Origin of the sequence: Serratia sp. BNK-33-b (assembly GCF_048684565.1) — a bacterium.
Taxonomy (GTDB): Bacteria; Pseudomonadota; Gammaproteobacteria; order Enterobacterales; family Enterobacteriaceae; genus Serratia; species Serratia marcescens.
This window is the reverse complement of sequence record NZ_JBLQTZ010000001.1, coordinates 920270-941577: the sequence shown is the minus strand read 5'-3', so window position 1 is coordinate 941577 and position 21308 is coordinate 920270. Positions and strand designations below refer to the sequence as shown.

General features: G+C 57.7%; 17 protein-coding genes, 2 tRNA genes and 3 rRNA genes. 8 read left to right on the top strand and 14 right to left on the bottom strand.

Annotated elements, in window-relative coordinates:
- Positions 1-173 precede the first annotated feature (173 nt).
- The 6 genes from rrf to gmhB all read right to left on the bottom strand — a co-directional run bounded on the left by rrf (position 174) and on the right by gmhB (position 6264).
- Positions 174-289 (bottom strand): 5S ribosomal RNA (gene rrf, locus ACMGGK_RS04355).
- Between the two features lie 98 nt (positions 290-387).
- Positions 388-3295 (bottom strand): 23S ribosomal RNA (locus tag ACMGGK_RS04350).
- 207 nt (positions 3296-3502) lie between these two features.
- A tRNA-Ala gene (locus ACMGGK_RS04345) sits at positions 3503-3578 on the bottom strand.
- Between the two features lie 38 nt (positions 3579-3616).
- A tRNA-Ile gene (locus ACMGGK_RS04340) sits at positions 3617-3693 on the bottom strand.
- 74 nt (positions 3694-3767) lie between these two features.
- Positions 3768-5309: ribosomal RNA gene (locus ACMGGK_RS04335) — 16S ribosomal RNA — on the bottom strand.
- Together the 16S, 23S and 5S rRNA genes with 2 tRNA genes alongside form the textbook arrangement of a ribosomal RNA operon.
- Positions 5310-5700: 391 nt before the next feature.
- Entirely contained in the window at positions 5701-6264 is a 564-nt protein-coding gene (gene gmhB / locus ACMGGK_RS04330; protein ID WP_015378880.1) for a D-glycero-beta-D-manno-heptose 1,7-bisphosphate 7-phosphatase, read from the bottom strand.
- Between the two features lie 188 nt (positions 6265-6452).
- Here gmhB and metN point away from each other — a divergent pair, with 188 nt between their 5' ends.
- From metN to proS, 6 genes are all read left to right on the top strand, one after another.
- Positions 6453-7484 carry a methionine ABC transporter ATP-binding protein MetN gene (gene metN / locus ACMGGK_RS04325; RefSeq protein WP_016929862.1) on the top strand — a complete coding sequence of 344 codons (1032 nt, stop codon included), beginning with the start codon at positions 6453-6455 and terminating at the stop codon, positions 7482-7484.
- The gene (locus tag ACMGGK_RS04320; protein ID WP_004932010.1) at positions 7477-8130 is read left to right on the top strand and encodes a methionine ABC transporter permease MetI; all 654 of its coding nucleotides are present in this window, start codon (positions 7477-7479) and stop codon (positions 8128-8130) included. Before metN ends, ACMGGK_RS04320 begins: the two co-directional genes overlap by 8 nt.
- Before the next feature lie 39 nt (positions 8131-8169).
- Positions 8170-8985, top strand: a complete 816-nt coding sequence (locus ACMGGK_RS04315; protein WP_033639535.1) for a MetQ/NlpA family lipoprotein — start codon at positions 8170-8172, stop codon at positions 8983-8985.
- A gap of 114 nt (positions 8986-9099) precedes the next feature.
- Positions 9100-9504: an Rcs stress response system protein RcsF gene (gene rcsF / locus ACMGGK_RS04310; RefSeq protein ID WP_049241712.1), complete on the top strand. Its 405-nt coding sequence runs from the start codon at positions 9100-9102 to the stop codon at positions 9502-9504.
- A complete protein-coding gene (tsaA, locus tag ACMGGK_RS04305; RefSeq protein WP_016929866.1) occupies positions 9501-10208 on the top strand; it encodes a tRNA (N6-threonylcarbamoyladenosine(37)-N6)-methyltransferase TrmO in 708 nt (235 codons plus the stop codon). Before rcsF ends, tsaA begins: the two co-directional genes overlap by 4 nt.
- Positions 10209-10328: 120 nt before the next feature.
- Entirely contained in the window at positions 10329-12047 is a 1719-nt protein-coding gene (proS, locus tag ACMGGK_RS04300; RefSeq protein ID WP_197800572.1) for a proline--tRNA ligase, read from the top strand.
- Positions 12048-12108: 61 nt separating this feature from the next.
- Here proS and nlpE read toward each other — a convergent pair whose 3' ends face one another.
- From nlpE to ACMGGK_RS04285, 3 genes are read right to left on the bottom strand one after another with little or no spacing between them, the layout of a single operon-like run.
- The gene (gene nlpE, locus ACMGGK_RS04295) at positions 12109-12792 is read right to left on the bottom strand and encodes an envelope stress response activation lipoprotein NlpE (RefSeq protein WP_049241707.1); all 684 of its coding nucleotides are present in this window, start codon (positions 12790-12792) and stop codon (positions 12109-12111) included.
- 29 nt (positions 12793-12821) lie between these two features.
- Entirely contained in the window at positions 12822-13235 is a 414-nt protein-coding gene (arfB, locus tag ACMGGK_RS04290; protein WP_420276713.1) for an alternative ribosome rescue aminoacyl-tRNA hydrolase ArfB, read from the bottom strand.
- A gap of 3 nt (positions 13236-13238) precedes the next feature.
- Positions 13239-13787, bottom strand: a complete 549-nt coding sequence (locus ACMGGK_RS04285) for a YaeQ family protein (protein ID WP_004931995.1) — start codon at positions 13785-13787, stop codon at positions 13239-13241.
- 213 nt (positions 13788-14000) lie between these two features.
- Here ACMGGK_RS04285 and ACMGGK_RS04280 point away from each other — a divergent pair, with 213 nt between their 5' ends.
- On the top strand, positions 14001-14201 hold the full coding sequence (locus ACMGGK_RS04280) for a YaeP family protein (RefSeq protein ID WP_004931993.1): 201 nt from the start codon (positions 14001-14003) through the stop codon (positions 14199-14201).
- Positions 14188-14451: a Rho-binding antiterminator gene (gene rof, locus ACMGGK_RS04275; RefSeq protein WP_004931991.1), complete on the top strand. Its 264-nt coding sequence runs from the start codon at positions 14188-14190 to the stop codon at positions 14449-14451. Before ACMGGK_RS04280 ends, rof begins: the two co-directional genes overlap by 14 nt.
- Positions 14452-14501: 50 nt before the next feature.
- On the opposite strand, the gene ACMGGK_RS04270 is transcribed toward rof, so the two are convergent.
- The 5 genes from ACMGGK_RS04270 to cadB all read right to left on the bottom strand — a co-directional run bounded on the left by ACMGGK_RS04270 (position 14502) and on the right by cadB (position 21294).
- A complete protein-coding gene (locus tag ACMGGK_RS04270; RefSeq protein ID WP_004931989.1) occupies positions 14502-14816 on the bottom strand; it encodes a c-type cytochrome in 315 nt (104 codons plus the stop codon).
- Positions 14816-16147, bottom strand: a complete 1332-nt coding sequence (gene tilS, locus ACMGGK_RS04265; RefSeq protein WP_206194908.1) for a tRNA lysidine(34) synthetase TilS — start codon at positions 16145-16147, stop codon at positions 14816-14818. The genes ACMGGK_RS04270 and tilS overlap by 1 nt, the downstream gene beginning before the upstream one ends.
- 56 nt (positions 16148-16203) lie before the next feature.
- Positions 16204-17649 (bottom strand): dipeptide permease DtpD, encoded by a 1446-nt coding sequence (dtpD, locus tag ACMGGK_RS04260; RefSeq protein WP_048797211.1) that lies wholly within the window; start codon positions 17647-17649, stop codon positions 16204-16206.
- A gap of 67 nt (positions 17650-17716) precedes the next feature.
- Positions 17717-19855 (bottom strand): lysine decarboxylase CadA, encoded by a 2139-nt coding sequence (cadA, locus tag ACMGGK_RS04255; protein WP_016929874.1) that lies wholly within the window; start codon positions 19853-19855, stop codon positions 17717-17719.
- 95 nt (positions 19856-19950) lie between these two features.
- The gene (cadB, locus tag ACMGGK_RS04250; protein ID WP_420276712.1) at positions 19951-21294 is read right to left on the bottom strand and encodes a cadaverine/lysine antiporter; all 1344 of its coding nucleotides are present in this window, start codon (positions 21292-21294) and stop codon (positions 19951-19953) included.
- Positions 21295-21308: the final 14 nt, after the last annotated feature.

Here is a 21308-nt window from a genome sequence, read left to right as displayed (position 1 = left end):
CCAAACTTAATAGCGGACGAAGAATATCTGACATTCAGAGAAACAATGCGTTGGTTTTGTGATGAATATTAAACAGTACGATGAAAATTGAAGCGGATTACAACGGGGATTTTCCTTTTTACGCATAGCAAAAAGCCCTGAACGTCAGTTCAGGGCTTTCGGCTTTGTTTGATGCCTGGCAGTGTCCTACTCTCGCATGGGGAGACCCCACACTACCATCGGCGCTACGGCGTTTCACTTCTGAGTTCGGCATGGGGTCAGGTGGGACCACCGCGCTATTGCCGCCAGGCAAATTCTGTTTCATTCCAACCGCTTCACTTTCGTGTCGCCATCAGAACCAATCTCGGAACTTCGCTGAAAATCTCTCTAAAACACCTTCGGTGTTGTAAGGTTAAGCCTCACGGATCATTAGTACTGGTTAGCTCAATGCATCGCTGCACTTACACACCCAGCCTATCAACGTCTTAGTCTTAAACGTTCCTTCAGGGGCCTTAAAGGCCCAGGGAAGACTCATCTTGAGGCAAGTTTCGCGCTTAGATGCTTTCAGCGCTTATCTTTTCCGCACTTAGCTACCGGGCAATGCCATTGGCATGACAACCCGAACACCAGTGGTGCGTTCACTCCGGTCCTCTCGTACTAGGAGCAACCCCTCTCAATCTTCCAACGCCCACGGCAGATAGGGACCGAACTGTCTCACGACGTTCTAAACCCAGCTCGCGTACCACTTTAAATGGCGAACAGCCATACCCTTGGGACCTACTTCAGCCCCAGGATGTGATGAGCCGACATCGAGGTGCCAAACACCGCCGTCGATATGAACTCTTGGGCGGTATCAGCCTGTTATCCCCGGAGTACCTTTTATCCGTTGAGCGATGGCCCTTCCATTCAGAACCACCGGATCACTAAGACCTACTTTCGTACCTGCTCGAGCCGTCACTCTCGCAGTCAAGCTAGCTTATGCCTTTGCACTAACCTCACGATGTCCGACCGTGATTAGCTAACCTTCGTGCTCCTCCGTTACTCTTTGGGAGGAGACCGCCCCAGTCAAACTACCCACCAGACACTGTCCTCACCCCAGATTATGGGGCCGAGTTAGAACATCAAACATTAAAGGGTGGTATTTCAAGGATGGCTCCACGCAGACTGGCGTCCACGCTTCAAAGCCTCCCACCTATCCTACACATCAAGGCTCAATGTTCAGTGTCAAGCTATAGTAAAGGTTCACGGGGTCTTTCCGTCTTGCCGCGGGTACACTGCATCTTCACAGCGAGTTCAATTTCACTGAGTCTCGGGTGGAGACAGCCTGGCCATCATTACGCCATTCGTGCAGGTCGGAACTTACCCGACAAGGAATTTCGCTACCTTAGGACCGTTATAGTTACGGCCGCCGTTTACTGGGGCTTCGATCAAGAGCTTCGCCTTGCGGCTGACCCCATCAATTAACCTTCCAGCACCGGGCAGGCGTCACACCGTATACGTCCACTTTCGTGTTTGCACAGTGCTGTGTTTTTATTAAACAGTTGCAGCCAGCTGGTATCTTCGACTGGCTTCAGCTCCATCCGCGAGGGACTTCACCTACATGCCAGCGTGCCTTCTCCCGAAGTTACGGCACCATTTTGCCTAGTTCCTTCACCCGAGTTCTCTCAAGCGCCTTGGTATTCTCTACCTGACCACCTGTGTCGGTTTGGGGTACGATTTAATGTTACCTGATGCTTAGAGGATTTTCCTGGAAGCAGGGCATCAACTACTTCTGCACCGTAGTGCATCGTCATCACGCCTCAGGGTTGATATGCAACCGGATTTACCAGGTCACACCCCCTACACGCTTAAACCGGGACAACCGTCGCCCGGCTAGCCTAGCCTTCTCCGTCCCCCCTTCGCAGTAACACCAAGTACAGGAATATTAACCTGTTTCCCATCGACTACGCTTTTCAGCCTCGCCTTAGGGGTCGACTCACCCTGCCCCGATTAACGTTGGACAGGAACCCTTGGTCTTCCGGCGAGCGGGCTTTTCACCCGCTTTATCGTTACTTATGTCAGCATTCGCACTTCTGATACCTCCAGCAACCCTCACAGGCCACCTTCAACGGCTTACAGAACGCTCCCCTACCCAACAACGCCTAAGCGTCGCTGCCGCAGCTTCGGTGCATGGTTTAGCCCCGTTACATCTTCCGCGCAGGCCGACTCGACCAGTGAGCTATTACGCTTTCTTTAAATGATGGCTGCTTCTAAGCCAACATCCTGGCTGTCTATGCCTTCCCACATCGTTTCCCACTTAACCATGACTTTGGGACCTTAGCTGGCGGTCTGGGTTGTTTCCCTCTTCACGACGGACGTTAGCACCCGCCGTGTGTCTCCCGTGATAACATTCTTCGGTATTCGGAGTTTGCATCGGTTTGGTAAGCCGGGATGGCCCCCTAGCCGAAACAGTGCTCTACCCCCGAAGATGAGTTCACGAGGCGCTACCTAAATAGCTTTCGGGGAGAACCAGCTATCTCCCGGTTTGATTGGCCTTTCACCCCCAGCCACAAGTCATCCGCTAATTTTTCAACATTAGTCGGTTCGGTCCTCCAGTTAGTGTTACCCAACCTTCAACCTGCCCATGGCTAGATCACCGGGTTTCGGGTCTATACCTTGCAACTAATCGCCCAGTTAAGACTCGGTTTCCCTACGGCTCCCCTATACGGTTAACCTTGCTACAAAATATAAGTCGCTGACCCATTATACAAAAGGTACGCAGTCACACCACGAAGGTGCTCCCACTGCTTGTACGTACACGGTTTCAGGTTCTATTTCACTCCCCTCGCCGGGGTTCTTTTCGCCTTTCCCTCACGGTACTGGTTCACTATCGGTCAGTCAGGAGTATTTAGCCTTGGAGGATGGTCCCCCCATATTCAGACAGGATGTCACGTGTCCCGCCCTACTCATCGAACTCACGACCTGTGCATTTTAGTGTACGGGGCTATCACCCTTTGCTGCGCGACTTTCCAGACGCTTCCACTAACACACAAGCCGATTCAGGTTCTGGGCTCCTCCCCGTTCGCTCGCCGCTACTGGGGGAATCTCGGTTGATTTCTTTTCCTCGGGGTACTTAGATGTTTCAGTTCCCCCGGTTCGCCTCATGCCACTATGTATTCATGACATGATAGTGTGTCGAAACACACTGGGTTTCCCCATTCGGGTATCGCCGGTTGTAACGGTTCATATCACCTTACCGACGCTTTTCGCAGATTAGCACGCCCTTCATCGCCTCTGACTGCCTAGGCATCCACCGTGTACGCTTAGTCACTTAACCTCACAACCCGAAGATGTTTCCATCGTTCGCGCTGCAAACATTTGAGAGACTCTATGACAGGTTACTCTTCATCCCAGTACTTCTACGGAGGGATAAATTTCAGCCGTCATGTTTCAATTTTCAGCTTGTTCCAGATTGTTAAAGAGCAAAATACTTCGCAGCATACTGTCGCCAATATACTCTGAAGTATTGAAATACCGGACTATATGGTGGAGCTAAGCGGGATCGAACCGCTGACCTCCTGCGTGCAAGGCAGGCGCTCTCCCAGCTGAGCTATAGCCCCATACAGTCACGCGCAGTACCTTTTCCACTTCCGAGAAGTGGTAGGCCTGAGTGGACTTGAACCACCGACCTCACCCTTATCAGGGGTGCGCTCTAACCACCTGAGCTACAAGCCTATAAAGGTATTTCTGCTCGTTACTTTCTATCAGACAATCTGTGTGAGCACGCCACTCGAACTAATATCTTTAGGTAAGGAGGTGATCCAACCGCAGGTTCCCCTACGGTTACCTTGTTACGACTTCACCCCAGTCATGAATCACAAAGTGGTAAGCGCCCTCCCGAAGGTTAAGCTACCTACTTCTTTTGCAACCCACTCCCATGGTGTGACGGGCGGTGTGTACAAGGCCCGGGAACGTATTCACCGTAGCATTCTGATCTACGATTACTAGCGATTCCGACTTCATGGAGTCGAGTTGCAGACTCCAATCCGGACTACGACATACTTTATGAGGTCCGCTTGCTCTCGCGAGGTCGCTTCTCTTTGTATATGCCATTGTAGCACGTGTGTAGCCCTACTCGTAAGGGCCATGATGACTTGACGTCATCCCCACCTTCCTCCAGTTTATCACTGGCAGTCTCCTTTGAGTTCCCGGCCGAACCGCTGGCAACAAAGGATAAGGGTTGCGCTCGTTGCGGGACTTAACCCAACATTTCACAACACGAGCTGACGACAGCCATGCAGCACCTGTCTCAGAGTTCCCGAAGGCACCAATCCATCTCTGGAAAGTTCTCTGGATGTCAAGAGTAGGTAAGGTTCTTCGCGTTGCATCGAATTAAACCACATGCTCCACCGCTTGTGCGGGCCCCCGTCAATTCATTTGAGTTTTAACCTTGCGGCCGTACTCCCCAGGCGGTCGATTTAACGCGTTAGCTCCGGAAGCCACGCCTCAAGGGCACAACCTCCAAATCGACATCGTTTACAGCGTGGACTACCAGGGTATCTAATCCTGTTTGCTCCCCACGCTTTCGCACCTGAGCGTCAGTCTTCGTCCAGGGGGCCGCCTTCGCCACCGGTATTCCTCCAGATCTCTACGCATTTCACCGCTACACCTGGAATTCTACCCCCCTCTACGAGACTCTAGCTTGCCAGTTTCAAATGCAGTTCCCAGGTTGAGCCCGGGGATTTCACATCTGACTTAACAAACCGCCTGCGTGCGCTTTACGCCCAGTAATTCCGATTAACGCTTGCACCCTCCGTATTACCGCGGCTGCTGGCACGGAGTTAGCCGGTGCTTCTTCTGCGAGTAACGTCAATTGATGAACGTATTAAGCTCACCACCTTCCTCCTCGCTGAAAGTGCTTTACAACCCGAAGGCCTTCTTCACACACGCGGCATGGCTGCATCAGGCTTGCGCCCATTGTGCAATATTCCCCACTGCTGCCTCCCGTAGGAGTCTGGACCGTGTCTCAGTTCCAGTGTGGCTGGTCATCCTCTCAGACCAGCTAGGGATCGTCGCCTAGGTGAGCCATTACCCCACCTACTAGCTAATCCCATCTGGGCACATCTGATGGCAAGAGGCCCGAAGGTCCCCCTCTTTGGTCTTGCGACGTTATGCGGTATTAGCTACCGTTTCCAGTAGTTATCCCCCTCCATCAGGCAGTTTCCCAGACATTACTCACCCGTCCGCCGCTCGTCACCCGGGGAGCAAGCTCCCCTGTGCTACCGCTCGACTTGCATGTGTTAAGCCTGCCGCCAGCGTTCAATCTGAGCCATGATCAAACTCTTCAATTAAAAGCTTGATTTGCTTCCACTCGAGAAGCGATGCTCAAAGATTTACTGCATGAATTTTACTTCAGTTAGTCACTCTTCAAGACTTGATATTTTTTTGCATCCGAAGATGCTGGATATCGTCTTGTGGAGTGCCCACACAGATTGTCTGATAAATTGTTAAAGAGCAGTGAGTTAGGCGCTTTCGCTTGCTAACTCGAGGTGGCGTATATTACGCTTTCCTCTTTCAGAGTCAACCCTAATTTTCAGGATTTTTTCTCTTTCTTCCCGGCCGCGTGTGAAGTGAATCACTTGCGCCGTGTCGATGGAGGCGCATTATAGGGAGCCGGTTCAGAATGACAAGCGATAATATGCATTTTTTATCTGACCGCTCACTATTCATTCGTAACGCCTATTAAACCCGCTTTTTGATGGCTGCCGGCAGGTCCGCCAGGCTATTTAGCACCCAATCGGCCAGCTTTTCGCCCTGCTCCGTCACCGGCTTGCCGGTACGCACCAGCACCTTGGTGCCGACGCCGGCCGCGATCGCCGCCTGCATGTCTTCCGGTTTATCGCCCACCATATAAGAAGCGGCCATATCGATGTTCAATTCCTGCTGCGCTTGCAGCAGCATGCCCGGCTGCGGTTTACGGCAGTCACAGACCTGACGATACTCTTCCACTACCGCCTCAGGATGATGCGGGCAGAAATAGATGCCGTCGAAGTCGACGTCGCGATCGGCCAGCGACCAGTCCATCCACTCGGTCAGGTACATAAACTGGTCTTCGCTGAACTTGCCGCGCGCAATGCCCGACTGGTTGGTCACCATCACCAGCGCGAACCCCATCTTTTTGAGTTCGCGACAGGCGTCAATCACGCCGTCAATAAAGTGGAAGTTGTCGATTTCATGGACATAACCATGGTCAACGTTAATCGTACCGTCACGATCGAGAAAAATTGCTGGAACGCTTTGTGTCACCGCTTTGCTCCTGAGGGGCTGAATACGCTGACAGTATCGCATGTTTTACCCCGCACTGAGAACGCCGGAGAACGTCGCTGGTCGTTGACTTAGACGTCTAGACGCCTTAACATCTGATCCATACCTTGGTTCCACGCCGAGGTTTACTTTTATCTAGCCACGGGCAACCACGCTAAAATAAGAAGAATATGATTAAACTTTCTAACATCACTAAAGTGTTCCAGCAGGGTTCGCGCACCATTACCGCGCTCTCTGACGTGACCCTTCACGTCCCTGCCGGGCAAATCTATGGCGTTATCGGATCTTCCGGCGCCGGCAAAAGCACGCTGATTCGCTGCGCCAACATGCTTGAGCGCCCGACCTCCGGCCAGGTGCTGGTCGATGGCCAGGATCTGACGTCTCTGTCGGAAAGCGAACTGACGCGCGCCCGTCGCCAAATCGGCATGATCTTCCAGCACTTCAACCTGCTCTCTTCCCGCACGGTGTTCGGCAACGTGGCGCTGCCGCTGGAACTGGACAATACGTCGCGCGCCGAGATCAAAAAGCGCGTGACCGAACTGCTGGAGCTGGTCGGCCTGGCGGACAAACACGACGCCTACCCGGCCAATCTGTCCGGCGGCCAGAAACAGCGCGTGGCGATCGCCCGTGCGCTGGCCAGCAATCCCAAAGTGCTGCTGTGCGACGAAGCCACCAGCGCGTTGGATCCGGCCACCACCCGTTCCATCCTGGAACTGCTGAAAGACATCAACCGCCGTCTGGGTCTGACCATTCTGCTCATCACCCATGAAATGGACGTGGTGAAACGCATCTGCGACCAGGTCGCGGTCATCAGCCAGGGGCAGCTGATCGAAAAAGACAGCGTCAGCGAAGTGTTCTCACACCCGAAAACCCCGCTGGCCCAGCAGTTCATTCAGTCCACGCTGCATCTGGATATTCCGGACGACTACGCCGCGCGCCTGTCGCCGGAGCGCCAGGGCGACCGTCAGCCGCTGCTGCGCCTGGAGTTCACCGGTCAATCGGTCGATGCGCCGCTGCTGTCTGAAGCCGCTCGCCGCTTCAACGTGAACAACAACATTATCAGCGCCCAGATGGATTATGCCGGCGGCGTAAAATTCGGCGTGATGCTGGCGGAGCTGCACGGCAGCGACGAAGACGCGCTGGCGACGATTAAGTTCCTGCAAGAAAATCAGGTAAAAGTAGAGGTTCTGGGTTATGTCTGAGGCAATGATGTGGTTGATGGCGCGTGGCGTGTGGGAAACCGTCATGATGACCTTTGTCTCCGGCTTCTTCGGTTTCGTGCTCGGCCTGCCGGTAGGCGTGCTGCTGTATGTCACCCGCCCGGGGCAGATCATCGCCAACAATTCGCTGTATAAGATCCTGTCCGGGCTGGTGAACATCTTCCGTTCCATCCCGTTCATTATCCTGCTGGTTTGGATGATTCCGTTTACCCGCATGATCGTCGGTACCTCGATCGGCCTGCAGGCGGCCATCGTGCCGCTGACCGTCGGCGCCGCGCCGTTCATCGCGCGCATGGTGGAAAACGCCCTGCTGGAGATCCCGTCCGGTCTGGTGGAAGCGGCGCGCGCCATGGGCGCCACGCCGATGCAGATCATCAAGAAAGTGTTGCTGCCGGAAGCCCTGCCGGGCCTGGTCAACGCCGCGACCATCACCCTGATCACCCTGGTGGGCTACTCCGCCATGGGCGGCGCAGTCGGCGCCGGTGGTCTGGGCCAAATCGGTTACCAATACGGTTATATCGGTTATAACGCCACAGTTATGAATACCGTATTAGTATTACTGGTAGTTTTGGTTTATCTGATCCAATTCTGCGGCGATCGCATCGTCAAAGCCGTTACCCATAAATAATTTCACCGCATATTAATGCGAGTCTAATGAGGAAGGGATATGTCGTTAACATTTAAATCCATCGCGACAATTGGCGCACTGATCGGCACGCTGGCTCTGGCGGGCTGTGGCCAGGATGAAAAGAATCCGAACCACATCAAGGTCGGCGTAATCGTCGGCGCAGAGCAGCAAGTGGCTGAAGTGGCGCAGAAAGTGGCGAAAGAGAAATACGGTCTGGACGTTGAACTGGTCACCTTCAACGACTACGTGTTGCCTAACGAAGCGTTGAGCAAAGGCGATATCGACCTGAACGCTTTCCAGCACAAGCCATATCTGGATCAGCAAATCAAAGATCGCGGCTACAAACTGGTGCCGGTCGGCAACACCTTTGTTTACCCGATCGCCGGTTACTCCAAGAAAATCAAATCGCTGGACGAACTGAAAGAGGGCTCTCAGATCGCGCTGCCGAACGATCCGACCAACCTGGGCCGTTCGCTGTTGCTGCTGCAAAAAGTCGGTCTGATCAAACTGAAAGACGGCGTTGGCCTGCTGCCGACCGTGCTGGACGTGACCGAGAACCCGAAAAACCTGAAACTGGTTGAGCTGGAAGCGCCTCAGCTGCCGCGCTCTCTGGACGATCAGCAGATCGCGCTGGCGGTGATCAATACCACCTACGCCAGCCAGATCGGCCTGACGCCGGCGAAAGACGGTCTGTTCGTGGAAGATAAAGACTCACCTTACGTCAACCTGCTGGTTGCGCGCGAAGATAACAAAGATGCGGAAAACGTGAAGAAATTCGTGCAGGCCTATCAGTCTGACGACGTTGACGCCGCCGCCAACAAAATCTTCAACGGCGGTGCGGTGAAAGGCTGGTAAGCGCTTATTCACCCATTTTATTCCTATAATTGCAAGACGGGCCAAGGCCCGTCTTGTTATTTCCGCCATAGCTTGCTTCAATAGCGCCACTTTCATTAAGGCAGAGGAATCTCAATGCGTGTTTTACCTCTCTGTTTGTTAGCGCTCGCGCTGGCCGGATGTTCATCGCAGCGTATCGCGCCGTCCTCAACAAGCAGCACCAGCAAGCCGACCAGCACCGCTCCGGCCAAGACCACGCCGGCCGCCCGCCCCGCTCCGGTAAAACTGTATAAAAGTGCAGAAGAGCTCGTGGGCAAGCCGTTCCGCGATCTGGGTGAAGTGTCCGGCGAATCGTGCCAAACCACCGTGCAAGACTCTCCACCAAATCTGGCCACCGCCCGTAAACGCATGCAAATCCGTGCGTCTTACATGAAGGCCAACGCCGTGCTGCTGCACGACTGCCAGATTGTCAGCGGCGTCGCCGGTTGTTACCAGCAGGCCGTTTGCCAGGGCTCGGCGCTTAACGTCTCGTCCAAATGACCGAATTCGTTTTCGAGCAGATCGGCGTGATCCGCTCGCCCTATAAAGAAAAATTCGCCGTGCCCCGCCAACCGGGGCTGGTCGAAGACGGCGGCGGCGAACTGTTGCTGCTGCCGCCTTACAACCAGGCGGAAGCGGTGCGCGGCCTCAGCGATTTCAGCCATCTGTGGGTGATGTTCATTTTCCATCAAACCATGGAAGGCGGCTGGCGCCCGACGGTGCGTCCGCCGCGTTTAGGCGGCAATGCCCGCATGGGCGTGTTCGCCACCCGCTCCACCTTCCGCCCCAACCCGCTCGGCATGTCGCTCATTGAGCTGAAAGGCGTGCGGGTGAAAAACGGTGAAGTGGCGCTGGAACTGGGCAGCCTCGACCTGGTCGACGGCACCCCGGTGGTGGACATCAAGCCTTATCTGCCGTTCGCCGAGAGCCAGCCGCAGGCCCGCGCCGGCTTTGCCCAGGCCGCGCCCGCCGGCGATATGCCGGTGCGTTTCGCGCCGCAGGCCGAGCAACAGCTGCAGCAACATCAGGCGCGCTACCCGCAATTAAGGCGTTTTATCAGCCAGGTGCTGGCGCAAGACCCCCGTCCCGCCTATCGTAAAGGAGAGGACGTCGAACGGGATTACGCCGTCTGGCTGTTGGATTTCAACGTGCGCTGGCGCGTCGTGGACGGCCACACCGAAGTGTTGGCGCTCGACCCGCGTTAAAATTCCGCCGCCTCTCTTTTGGCGACCCGCTCGCGCTGGTAAACTAAACCACTTTTGTCACTTTTGGCCGCCACTCTGGCAGCCCGATGCAATTTGCAGTTCTAACGGAACCAAAACACCATGCGTACTAGCCAATATCTGCTCTCCACACTGAAGGAGACACCTGCCGACGCCGAAGTGATCAGCCACCAGCTGATGCTGCGCGCCGGGATGATCCGCAAGCTGGCCTCCGGTCTTTACACCTGGCTGCCGACCGGCCTGCGCGTTCTGAAGAAGGTTGAAAACATCGTTCGCGAAGAAATGAACAATGCTAACGCGATCGAAGTTTCCATGCCGGTGGTTCAGCCTGCCGATCTGTGGCAGGAAAGCGGCCGTTGGGAGCAATACGGCCCCGAGCTGCTGCGCTTCGTCGACCGCGGCGATCGTCCGTTCGTGCTGGGCCCAACGCATGAAGAAGTGATCACCGATCTGATCCGCAACGAGATCAGCTCGTACAAGCAGCTGCCGCTGAACTTCTTCCAGATCCAGACCAAGTTCCGTGATGAAGTGCGCCCGCGTTTCGGCGTGATGCGTTCCCGTGAGTTCCTGATGAAGGATGCCTACTCCTTCCACACCTCACAGGAGTCTCTGCAGGAGACTTACGACGCGATGTACGAAGCGTACAGCAAAATCTTCAGCCGCATGGGCCTGGATTTCCGCCCGGTGCAGGCGGATACCGGCTCGATCGGCGGCAGCGCCTCGCACGAATTCCAGGTGCTGGCGCAGAGCGGTGAAGACGATATCGTGTTCTCCACCGGTTCCGATTTCGCCGCCAACATCGAGCTGGCGGAAGCGGTCGCGCCGGCAGAGCCGCGCGCCGCAGCCAGCGAAGAGCTGCGCCTGGTGGATACGCCGAACGCCAAAACCATCGCCGAGCTGGTCGAGCAATTCCAGCTGCCGGTGGAAAAAACCGTGAAGACGCTGATGGTGCGCGCCACCGAAGAGAGCGGCCACAAGCTGGTCGCCCTGCTGGTGCGCGGCGATCACGAACTGAACGAAGTCAAGGCCGAGAAACTGGCGCAGGTTGCCGCGCCGCTGACCTTCGCCACCGAAGAAGAGATCCGCGCCATCGTCGGCGCCGGCCCAGGCTCGCTTGGCCCAGTCAAGCTGCCGATGCCGGTGGTAGCCGACCGCAGCGTGGCGGCGATGAGCGATTTCGGCGCCGGCGCCAACGTTGACGGCAAACACTACTTCGGCATCAACTGGGAGCGCGATCTGCCGCTGCCGCAGGTGGCCGATATCCGTAACGTGGTGGAAGGCGACGCCAGCCCGGACGGTCAGGGTACGCTGCTGATCAAACGCGGCATCGAAGTGGGCCATATCTTCCAGCTCGGCACCAAGTACTCGGAAGCGATGAAAGCGACCGTGCAGGGTGAAGACGGCCGCAACCAGGTGCTGACCATGGGTTGCTACGGCATCGGGGTCACGCGCGTCGTGGCCGCCGCCATCGAGCAGAACCACGACGAACGCGGCATCATCTGGCCGGACGCCATCGCGCCGTTCCAGGTGGCGATCCTGCCGATGAACATGCACAAGTCGTTCCGCGTACAGGCGCTGGCAGAAGAGCTGTACAACACCCTGCGTTCCCACGGCATCGACGTGATCCTCGATGACCGCAAAGAGCGTCCGGGCGTGATGTTCGCGGATATGGAGCTGATCGGCGTGCCGCACTCTGTCGTTATCGGCGATCGTAACCTCGATAACGAAGAGATCGAGTACAAGAACCGCCGCGTCGGCGAGAAGCAAATGATCAAAACCGGCGAAATCGTTGATTTCCTGCTGGGCCAGATCAAACGCTAAGCGCCGATCGCCAGAGAATAAAAAAACCCGCCTAGGCGGGTTTTTTTATATCCGAAACGCGTTACTTGCTGCTGCAGCTTTTGCTGCGGTCGAACGCGATCTTGCCGTCCGGCACCACCGCTTTTTCAATCTGCCCCTCTTCCATCGACGGCTGCACGCTGAAGTGCGCGTTGAAAGTCAGGAACACCGGCTCGCCGGCAGTCTTATTGGCCTTGGCGTAACCTTGCTCCAGCGCGATGTTGTTATCCACCGGGAAAGTGATGCCGGTGGCGCAGTCCTTGAAGACTGCCGCATCCGCCATATAGGTATAACTGCCTTTCATCACCATTGGCGTTTTAGGCAACGGCTTTTCGACCGGCTCCAGACGGTAATTCAGCTTGGACTCGATCGGCGCGCCGCTGCGATCCAGCATCTCCAGGCTCTTGCCCACCGGACGGAAGTAGCGTTTCTCGCCGGTGCTGTCGGTCAGCACCAGCTTATCCGCGGTGCGCGCCCATTTGCCGTAGTCGGCAAAGGTCTGATCGCCGTCTTTGCTGCCGCGATAGGTTTCCTGCAGCACGAAGGTGCCATCTTCATCCAGGAACAGCGCCGTATCCAGCCCGCCGCAATCGGCGCAAGGCAACACCCCTTGATAACTCTGCGGCATCGCCTGCAGCGGTTGTTCCTTCGGTTGATAATGATTGTTGCATCCCAACAACGAGAGTGCGCCTGCCGCGAGGAACAGGGCTACCGTAATTTTCTTCACAGTTATTCTCCTACTGTGTTCATGTATTCCTAAGTGCGAACCTTGCCGCGCAGCGCCTTGGTGGCGCCTTTACGCGTCTTGCCTTCCAGGCGACGCAGTTTCGCTCCTTTCGTCGGCTTGGTCGCCTTGCGCGTTTTTTCCACCACCATCGCCTGCTGAATCAACGCGACCAGCCTGGCCAACGCCGCTTCGCGATTCAATTCCTGACTGCGATACTCTTGCGCCTTGATAATCACCACGCCATCGGCGGTAATTAAATGGTGATTCAGCGCCAGCAGCCTTTCCTTATAATACTCTGGCAGGCTGGAGGCCCGAATGTCAAAGCGCAAATGGATCGCCGTTGAGGTTTTGTTCACGTGCTGGCCGCCCGCGCCCTGCGCGCGGATCGCCGTCAACTCAAGCTCATTATCCGGTATGGCGACGTTTTTTGACAGTTCCAGCACCGGTCACACCTGTGCCCGCTGCCACTCGGCAAACTGGATTTCCAGACTATTCTGAGCATCGGACAGCCAAATAGTTCCCTCCTGCAGCGTCGCCTGTAGCGTCATGGTGCGGCTGGCCAGCGCCGTCAGCCGCGCCAGCTGCTCGTCATCGAGGAAACGCACGCTCAGGTTCTTATAACCGGCCACCTTGCCCTGCATTCCCTGCCACCACACGTGCGCGGCGCGCTCGCCGTAGGCGTACAGCACCACGCGCGGCGACTGGTTGCAGGCCTTGCGAATGCGCTTCTCGTCAGGCAACCCCATCTCGATCCACATTTCCAGCCCGTTATGGTCGTTGCGCTGCCAGATCTCCGGCTCGTCGTCGGCGCTCAGCCCTTTGGTGAACACCAGCCGCTCGTCGGCATGACAGATCCAGGCCAACAGGCGCAGCATCATGCGCTGCTCGTTTTCGGACGGGTGTTGCGCCAGCGTCAGCGTGGCGTCGTGGTAGAAGTGACGATCCATATCAGCAATATTGACCGCGGCTTTATAAATGGTTGCTTTCAGCGCCATGGGTGACCTCGTTATTATCCGGCGACAGTGTACTTGATCAGGGCCAAACCCCGCCAGCGCGGCCAGGCTGCGGCAGTGCGAAAGGCGTGCCGGGGTGCTGATAACTCCATAACAGCTGTGCTATAGTCGTCTAGGATAGGATAAAACTCCGAGAGCCTGCGCCTCATCGCGATAGTAGTCTTGATGATGCAGAGGTTCTTAAGGGAGGAAACTGTGCAACAATACTGTGAGTTAGTACGCCGTACTTACGCCGAGATTGGCAGTGGAGATCTTGGCTACGTGCCTGATGCGCTGGCTTGTGCGTTAAAGGCATTGGACGATGTCGCAGCGAACGATGCGCTACCGTCCTCCGTTAGGGAACAGGCGGCCTTTGCCGCCGCTAACTTATTGGTGAGCGACTATGTTGATGAATGATGAGTACCAACCCATCAATTGCGATGACTACGACAACCTGGAACTCGCCTGTCAGCATAAACTTATTCTGAAGCTGGAGTTACGCGACGGAGAAGTGATCGAGGCCAAGGCGATCGACCTGCTGCAAAAGAAACGCGTTGAGTATCTGACCATCGAACAGAACGGCCAGCAGCGCGACCTGCGCCTGGACCATATCAGCAGTTTCAGTCATCCGGAAATCGGTACCGTGGTCGTCAGCCTGTCGGACTGAGCAGCGGTAACCCCATCCCAACAGGGCAGCCCAACGGCTGCCCTCGTCATTTACGGCTTCAGGCTGGCGTAATAGGCCGCCAGATCGGCGATATCGTCATCCGACAGCCCCGACACATAGGCCTTCATCACCTCGGCCTGGCCGCCGTTGCGCTCCCCTTTCTTGTACGCCTGCAATGCATGCTGCAGATACATGGCGTTCTGTCCGGCCAGATTCGGGTACATCGGCACCGTCACCTTGCCCTGCGCGCCGTGGCACGCCGCACAAGCGGCGGCTTTCGCCTGACCGGCGGCCGCATCCCCCGCCGCCAACGCCGGCAGGCTGAACAGGCCGGCGGCCAACAGCGTGATCCCCACTAACTTCATCAGTGCTCCTCGCGATTATGATTTTTTTCCCAGCGCAGTCGCCACGGGCGTTCACCTTCCGGCACCTGCCCCGCCTCACAGACAAATACGTCCAGCGCGGCGATCAGCTGCTCATCATAGTAAATCAACGGGATGCGTTCACGCTGCCAGGGGGGAATACCCAGCTCCTGCCACAGTTTTTTTATCGGCCGCGAATGGGCGCGCCCCACGATACGCACCGCGCCCTGCACGCCGCCGAAACGAATACTGATCTGCTGCGATGGCAGCGGCGCGCGCAGCGCCTGCTCGCCCTCGCCGGCGATCAGCCGCCCCAGTCCGTCCGGCAGCGTCAGCGTCTCGTCAGGGTGCCAGGGCAGGTGCACATCGCGCAGCGCCGCCAGCGGCGGCAACAGGTGCAGCCGGCCGCGGAAACGGCGGATCTGATAGGCGCCGAGCTGCAGCTGCGGTTCGGCATCTTCCCGGCTGAGCGCCACCTCCTCCCACAGACGCTGCAACTGCTCACGCGCCGGCATGGTAACGTTGAACAATGCGATCCAGCGCCGCAACAGAGCGAAGCGCCGCACCGGCGAACAGGCCGTCAAACCGTCGATCGCCAATGAGCGATCCGCCGCCAACAGGCTTTGCAGCGGTTCCGCCAGCAGCTCGTCCAACAATTGCTCCTGTTCGGCGCACAGGCTGGCGCTGCGCGCCACCGCCGAGGCGAAGTGCGGCCAACGTTGATTGAGCTGCGGCAACACCTGCAACCGCAGGAAATTGCGATCGAAGCGCGTGTCCTGATTGCTGTCGTCGTCTATCCAGGCCAAGCCGTGGCGTTGCGCGTAATTTTCCAGCGTTTGACGCGAGCAGCCCAGCAGCGGCCGCAACAGCAGGTGCTCGCCCAGCGTGGCGCGCGCCGCCATCGCCGACAACCCCGCCGGCCCGCTGCCGCGCTTGAGCGCCAGCAGAAAGGTTTCGCTTTGATCGTCGAGGTGTTGGGCGGTGAGCAGCGCTTCACCCTCCGCCAATGCTGCGCTGAAGGCGGCATAGCGCGCCGCTCGCGCCGCCGCTTCGATGCCGCCCTGACGGGCGTCCACCTGTACGTGCGTCACCGTCAGCGGAACCTGCCAGTCGGCGCACTGGCGGCGGCAATGCTCAACCCAGCGATCGGCGAAAACGCTCAGGCCATGATGCACGTGCAGCGCGCGCAGCTGCAATGCCGGACGTTGGCGGCGCAATTCCGCCAGCAGATGCAGCAGCACGCTGGAATCCAGACCGCCGCTGAACGCCACCAGCAACCGCTGCTGTGCGCCCAACTGGTCTGCCACCCGCGTCGTTAATTGATCAGTATCCATCGGTAGGCTTTGTCACTTCTACATAGCTGCACGTTAACCCCGCCTACCGTCATCAATCAAGCATTAACCGTCCGAGCCTGGCGTCGCGTCAGCAGCCACCAGCCGCCCAGCGCCGCGATCACCGCCAGCGCGCACCCGGCCGCTCCCCAGCCGATCTGGGCGAAAATGCGGCCATACGCCTGCATCGCCGCCCCCTCGAGGTGATCTTCGGCGGTCTGATTGGCGATGATGCCCGCCAGGTAGTTGGCGATAGAACCGGTCGCCAGCATATAGATGCCGGTCAACACGCCGGTGGCGCCGGGGATATTCAGCCGGGTGATCTGCGCCATCGCCACCGGATCGATAAACAGTTCGGCGAAGCCCATCACCGCCAGGCCGGCGATCATCAGCCCCATCGACCCCGGCCCGTGCAGCCGCGTATTAAGCGCCATCAGCGTAAAGCCGACGCCGATCAACAGCAGACCGAAGGCGAACTTGCACCAGATGCGCAGCGTGCGGTCGCCATCGCCGCTCGCCAGCCATGCCAGCGCCACGCCGCCCAGCATCACCGCGCAAGCGTTAACCGACTGGAACAAGGCGGTCGGCACCGTCCAGCCGAACCAGCGCCGGTCGACGAAATGGTCGATAAACAGGCTGATGGAGCTGCCGCCCTGCTGGGCAAAGGCCCAGAACAGCGTGCCCAACAGCATCAACACCACGATCTGCCACAGCCCCCGGCGCTGGCCGGCGTCCGCGCGCAGCATAATGCGCGCCACCAGCGCCACCGCCGCCACGCACACCAGCCCGAGCAAATAGCCGGCCCAGTCGCGCATAAACAACAGCGTGAAGAACAGCGGCGATGCCAGCAACGCCGCCAACAGCCAGCCCCAGTGCGGCAGGCCCAGGCTTCTGGCGCGCATCAGCGGGGCATTCACGCCGCGAGTGTGGCGGAAATGACGCCCACCCAGCAGGAAGATCGCCAGGCCGGCGAACATGCCGATCCCGGCCAACGCAAAGCCGACGTGCCAACCATAGCGCTCGGCCGCCAGCCCGCAGGCGATCGGCGCCAAAATGGAACCGACGTTGCCGGCGGCGTACAGCAGCGAGAAGCCCCCTTCGCGCCGCGGATCCTGGGCCGGATACAGCTCGCCCAGCAGGCAGCTGATATTGGATTTGAACAGGCCGTAACCGCAGATGATGATCGCCAGCGCCAGATAGAGCGACTGGGCAGAAACCGCGCTCAGGCCGAGCACGATATGCCCCAGGGTCATCAGCGCCGCGCCGGCGATCACCGCGACGCGGTTGCCCAGCAGGCGGTCGGCGAGCCAGCCGCCAAGAATCGGAGTGACGTAAACTAACGAAGCGTAAGCGCTGTAGAGATCGATGGCGCGGCTGTCGGTATAGCCGAGTTGGTGGGTCAGATAGAGGATCAGTAACGCACGCATGCCGTAAAAGCTGAAATATTCCCAAATTTGTATCGCTACGACATAGTAGATTGCGCGCGGCTGTGAGGGTGTTTTCATGGTGGTCTCCCATCAGTCGGTGAACGACAAAGGGGAAGCGCGAGGCCTCCCCTGTGATTGGCTGCGGTTATTTCGCCTTCAGCACTTTCACCCGATAACGTCCGTCCGCCTGACGGTAGGCGCCATGAATGTCGGTTTCAAAGCCCGGATAATGCGCGCCGATTTCGCACAGCATCTGCAGGAACTCCAGCACCGGCCGGCTCTCCTCGGTCAGCATTTCGCCCGGCATCACCAGCGGCACGCCCGGCGGGTATGGGAGGATCATATTGGCGTTGACCTTACCGACCATCTCTTCCAGATAGACCTCTTCCACTTCGCCGTGCAGCTCTTTCTGGAACGCCTGGTACGGATTCATCACCATGGTTGGCAGCACTTCGAACGCGCGGTACATCAGGTCCGGCAGGTTGTGTTGCTCCACCAGGCGGTGAATGTTCTGTGCCAGATCCTGAATGCGCATGTTTTCATAGAAATCAGGCGCTTCCTGATACAGCGAAGGCAGCATGTTTTTCACCCGCAGGTTCAGGTCGAACGAGCGTTTGAAGTCGGTCATCGCACGCAGCAGGCTGAGCGCCTTGGTTTTGTCGATGCCGATGCTGAACAGGAACAGCAGGTTGTACGGCCCGGTTTTCTCGACGATGATGCCGCGCTCGTCGAGGTATTTCGCCACGATGCTGGCCGGGATGCCGAATGGCTGCATCTCGCCTTCCTTGCTCATCCCCGGCGTCAAAATGGTGACCTTGATCGGATCGAGGTACATGTGTTCATTGTCGATATTCTTGAAACCGTGCCAGGCGCTGTCAGAGCGCAGCGGCCAGCACTCCGGCTCATCGATGTGCTCCGGCTGCCAGACGTCGAAGAACCAGCCGTCGGATTCGACTTTCAGGCGTTTGATCTCTTTACGGAACTTGATCGCGCGTTCGATAGAGCCGTGGATCAGGCGCTTGCCGGCGTTGCCTTTCATCATCGCCGCGGCGGTTTCGGTCGAGGCCACAATGCCGTAGTGCGGCGAAGTGGTGGTGTGCATCATGTAGGCTTCGTTGAAGGTTTCTTCGTTGATGTCGCCCTTCACGTGGATCATCGATGCCTGCGAGAAGGCCGCCAGCAGTTTGTGGGTGGACTGGGTTTCATAGATCACCTTGCCCTCCACGCGGCCGCCGCTCATGCCACACTTGCCTTTATAGATCGGATGGAAGTTGGTGTAAGGCACCCAGGCGGAATCGAAGTGGATAGACTTCACGTCCAGGGTGTTCTTGATAAAGTCGGTGTTGTACAGCAAGCCGTCATAGGTGGAGTTGGTGATCACCGCGTGCACCGGCCAGGTGGCGTTCGGGGTCTCCTTCACGCGTTTGGCGATGGTGGCGCGCTGGAACTCGCTCTGCGGAATACCACCGAGGATGCCGTAGGCGTTGCGGGTCGGGCGGAAGTAGATCGGCGTGATGTCGCTCATCATCATCAGGTGAGTCAGCGACTTGTGGCAGTTACGGTCAATCAGCACCGTGCTGCCCGCCGGCGCCGAATACATGCCGACGATCTTGTTGGCGGTGGAGGTGCCGTTGGTCACCATATAGCTGCGTTCGGCGTTGAACACGCGGGAAATGTACTCTTCCGCCTCTTTGTGCGGGCCGGAGTGATCCAGCAGCGATCCCAGCTCGGACACCGAAATCGAAATATCCGACTTCATGGTGTTCGGGCCGAAGAAATCGTAGAACAGGCTGCCCACCGGGCTTTTCTGGAACGCGGTGCCGCCCATGTGGCCCGGCGTACAGAAGGTGTATTTGCCTTCGCGCACGTATTTGAACAGCGCCTTGGTCAGCGGCGGCAGGATGGTGTCGATATACTCGTCGGTGTTCTGTTTGATCTTGGCGGCGATGTCGGTTGCCGCGCCGAGCGCATACTCGAAGAAGCGCACCTGCATGCGCAGATCGTTCAGGCTGACGTCCAGCGTCGAATAGGTGTTGGCGAATGCGTACAGCGGCATGTATTCGTTCAGTTGGCTGATCTCTTCGCACAGCTCCAGGTTGTATTTGTCCCAGTCGAAGATCACCCCGCACAGACGGGCGTTGTTCTCGATCAGTTTCAGCAGGTCTTCGCGATCGTTAGGGTAAACGATGCGGAAATCCAGACTTTCCAGCGCCTGATGCAGTTCACGGATGGGCTCTTCTTTGAAGTAGACACCCATGTGATTCATGATGGCGATAACGTTCATATGCATTTCTCCTGGCAAAGCAAGCCCCTTCCCGTCGCGGCTGACAGGTCGGAAAGAAAGGGGCTGGGTAAATTCAGTCGGTCAGCGGACGCGAATCAGTGCGCTTTGGCCGTGGTGTTTTCATCGACCGCCGCGGCGTTGGCAGCCTGGCGGGTATTCATTTTCCGGGCGTAGAACATCAGGATAATCAGGCTGATGATAAAGGTGCCGGACAGTTCGAAAGAGTTGGCGCCCATCAGCGCGATGAAGCAGAAGCCGCAGCCGCACACTGAAGCGATCAGGCTCAGCAGGTTGCGCACGTTGACCCCTTCAAAGCGGATCAGGTCTACGCAGGAGTAGAAGTAAGGCAGCATGGTCAGCAGCACCGCGATGCCGGTCAGCTCGCCGAACAGGTCGGAGGCTTTGCCGCCGGCGGAGCTCATCAGGGTGATCAGCACCATCAGCGCGGTCATTTTGCAGCCAGCCAGCAGCAGGCCTTTCTTCGGAATGCCGTTTTTATCCAGCTCGCCGTACACTTTCGGGAAGTTGCCGTCGTTGGCGGCGCGCACCCCGGCCTGGCCGACCAGCATCATCCACGAACCGAGCGAGGTCAGGCAGGCGAAGGCGGTGAAGGCGGAAACCATCGGTGCGGCCCAGTTGCCCATAATCGCCGAGGCGCTGATGGCGAACGGCGCGCCGCTGGCGGCCATTTCGGACGCCGGGAACATGCCGCTGATCACCTGGGTGGCGGCAATGTAGATAATGCCCGCCAGACCGGTGCCAAGCATGGTCGCCAGCGGTACGGTGCGTTTCGGGTTTTTCACCATGCCGGTGCTGACCGCCGCGGACTCCACGCCGATGAATGCCCACAGGCACAGCAGGATGCTTTTGATGACCGCATGGCCGTCGGTGGTGCCGGAGGTATTCCAGTTAGCCTGGTAGGTGGCGACGTCAAACCAGTGCCAGCCGAGGGTGGCGGTCACGATCACCGGGATCAGCACCAGCACCAGGCCCAGCGTGGTCAAACGGCTGACCCAGGTTCCGCCCAGCATGTTCACGAAGGTGAAGACCCACACGATGGCGATACAGGCGATGCCGGCGGGCACCGGGTTGTTCAGCGCCGGGAAGAAGGTGGAGAGATAAGAAACGGCGGTAATGCCGATGGCCAGGTTGCCGATCCAGTTGGCATGGTAATAAAGCACGCCGGTCTGGAAACCGAAGGCCGGGGAAATTTCACCCGCGTAGGCGATAGGGCCGCCCTGCTGCGGGTTTTTGGTGGCGAGGCGGGCATAGACATAAGCCAGCGACATCGCCCCGATAATCGAGATCACCCATCCCCAAATAGCGATGGATCCGAGACTCGCCAGGTTGGCGGGCAATAAGGCAATCCCGCTCCCCATCATATTACCGGCGACCACGCCGGTGCAGGCAATAAGCCCTATTTTCTTGGGTGAAGCCATGGTCAGTTTCTCCT

Excerpts from the sequence above, each read along its gene's own strand:
- metN (WP_016929862.1), top strand. The coding sequence starts at position 6,453 with ATGATTAAACTTTCTAACATCACTAAAGTGTTCCAGCAGGGTTCGCGC.
- ACMGGK_RS04320 (WP_004932010.1), top strand. The coding sequence starts at position 7,477 with ATGTCTGAGGCAATGATGTGGTTGATGGCGCGTGGCGTGTGGGAAACC.
- ACMGGK_RS04315 (WP_033639535.1), top strand. The coding sequence starts at position 8,170 with ATGTCGTTAACATTTAAATCCATCGCGACAATTGGCGCACTGATCGGC.
- rcsF (WP_049241712.1), top strand. The coding sequence starts at position 9,100 with ATGCGTGTTTTACCTCTCTGTTTGTTAGCGCTCGCGCTGGCCGGATGT.
- tsaA (WP_016929866.1), top strand. The coding sequence starts at position 9,501 with ATGACCGAATTCGTTTTCGAGCAGATCGGCGTGATCCGCTCGCCCTAT.
- proS (WP_197800572.1), top strand. The coding sequence starts at position 10,329 with ATGCGTACTAGCCAATATCTGCTCTCCACACTGAAGGAGACACCTGCC.
- ACMGGK_RS04285 (WP_004931995.1), bottom strand. The coding sequence starts at position 13,787 with ATGGCGCTGAAAGCAACCATTTATAAAGCCGCGGTCAATATTGCTGAT.
- rof (WP_004931991.1), top strand. The coding sequence starts at position 14,188 with ATGTTGATGAATGATGAGTACCAACCCATCAATTGCGATGACTACGAC.
- ACMGGK_RS04270 (WP_004931989.1), bottom strand. The coding sequence starts at position 14,816 with ATGAAGTTAGTGGGGATCACGCTGTTGGCCGCCGGCCTGTTCAGCCTG.
- tilS (WP_206194908.1), bottom strand. The coding sequence starts at position 16,147 with ATGGATACTGATCAATTAACGACGCGGGTGGCAGACCAGTTGGGCGCA.
- dtpD (WP_048797211.1), bottom strand. The coding sequence starts at position 17,649 with ATGAAAACACCCTCACAGCCGCGCGCAATCTACTATGTCGTAGCGATA.
- cadA (WP_016929874.1), bottom strand. The coding sequence starts at position 19,855 with ATGAACGTTATCGCCATCATGAATCACATGGGTGTCTACTTCAAAGAA.
- cadB (WP_420276712.1), bottom strand. The coding sequence starts at position 21,294 with ATGGCTTCACCCAAGAAAATAGGGCTTATTGCCTGCACCGGCGTGGTC.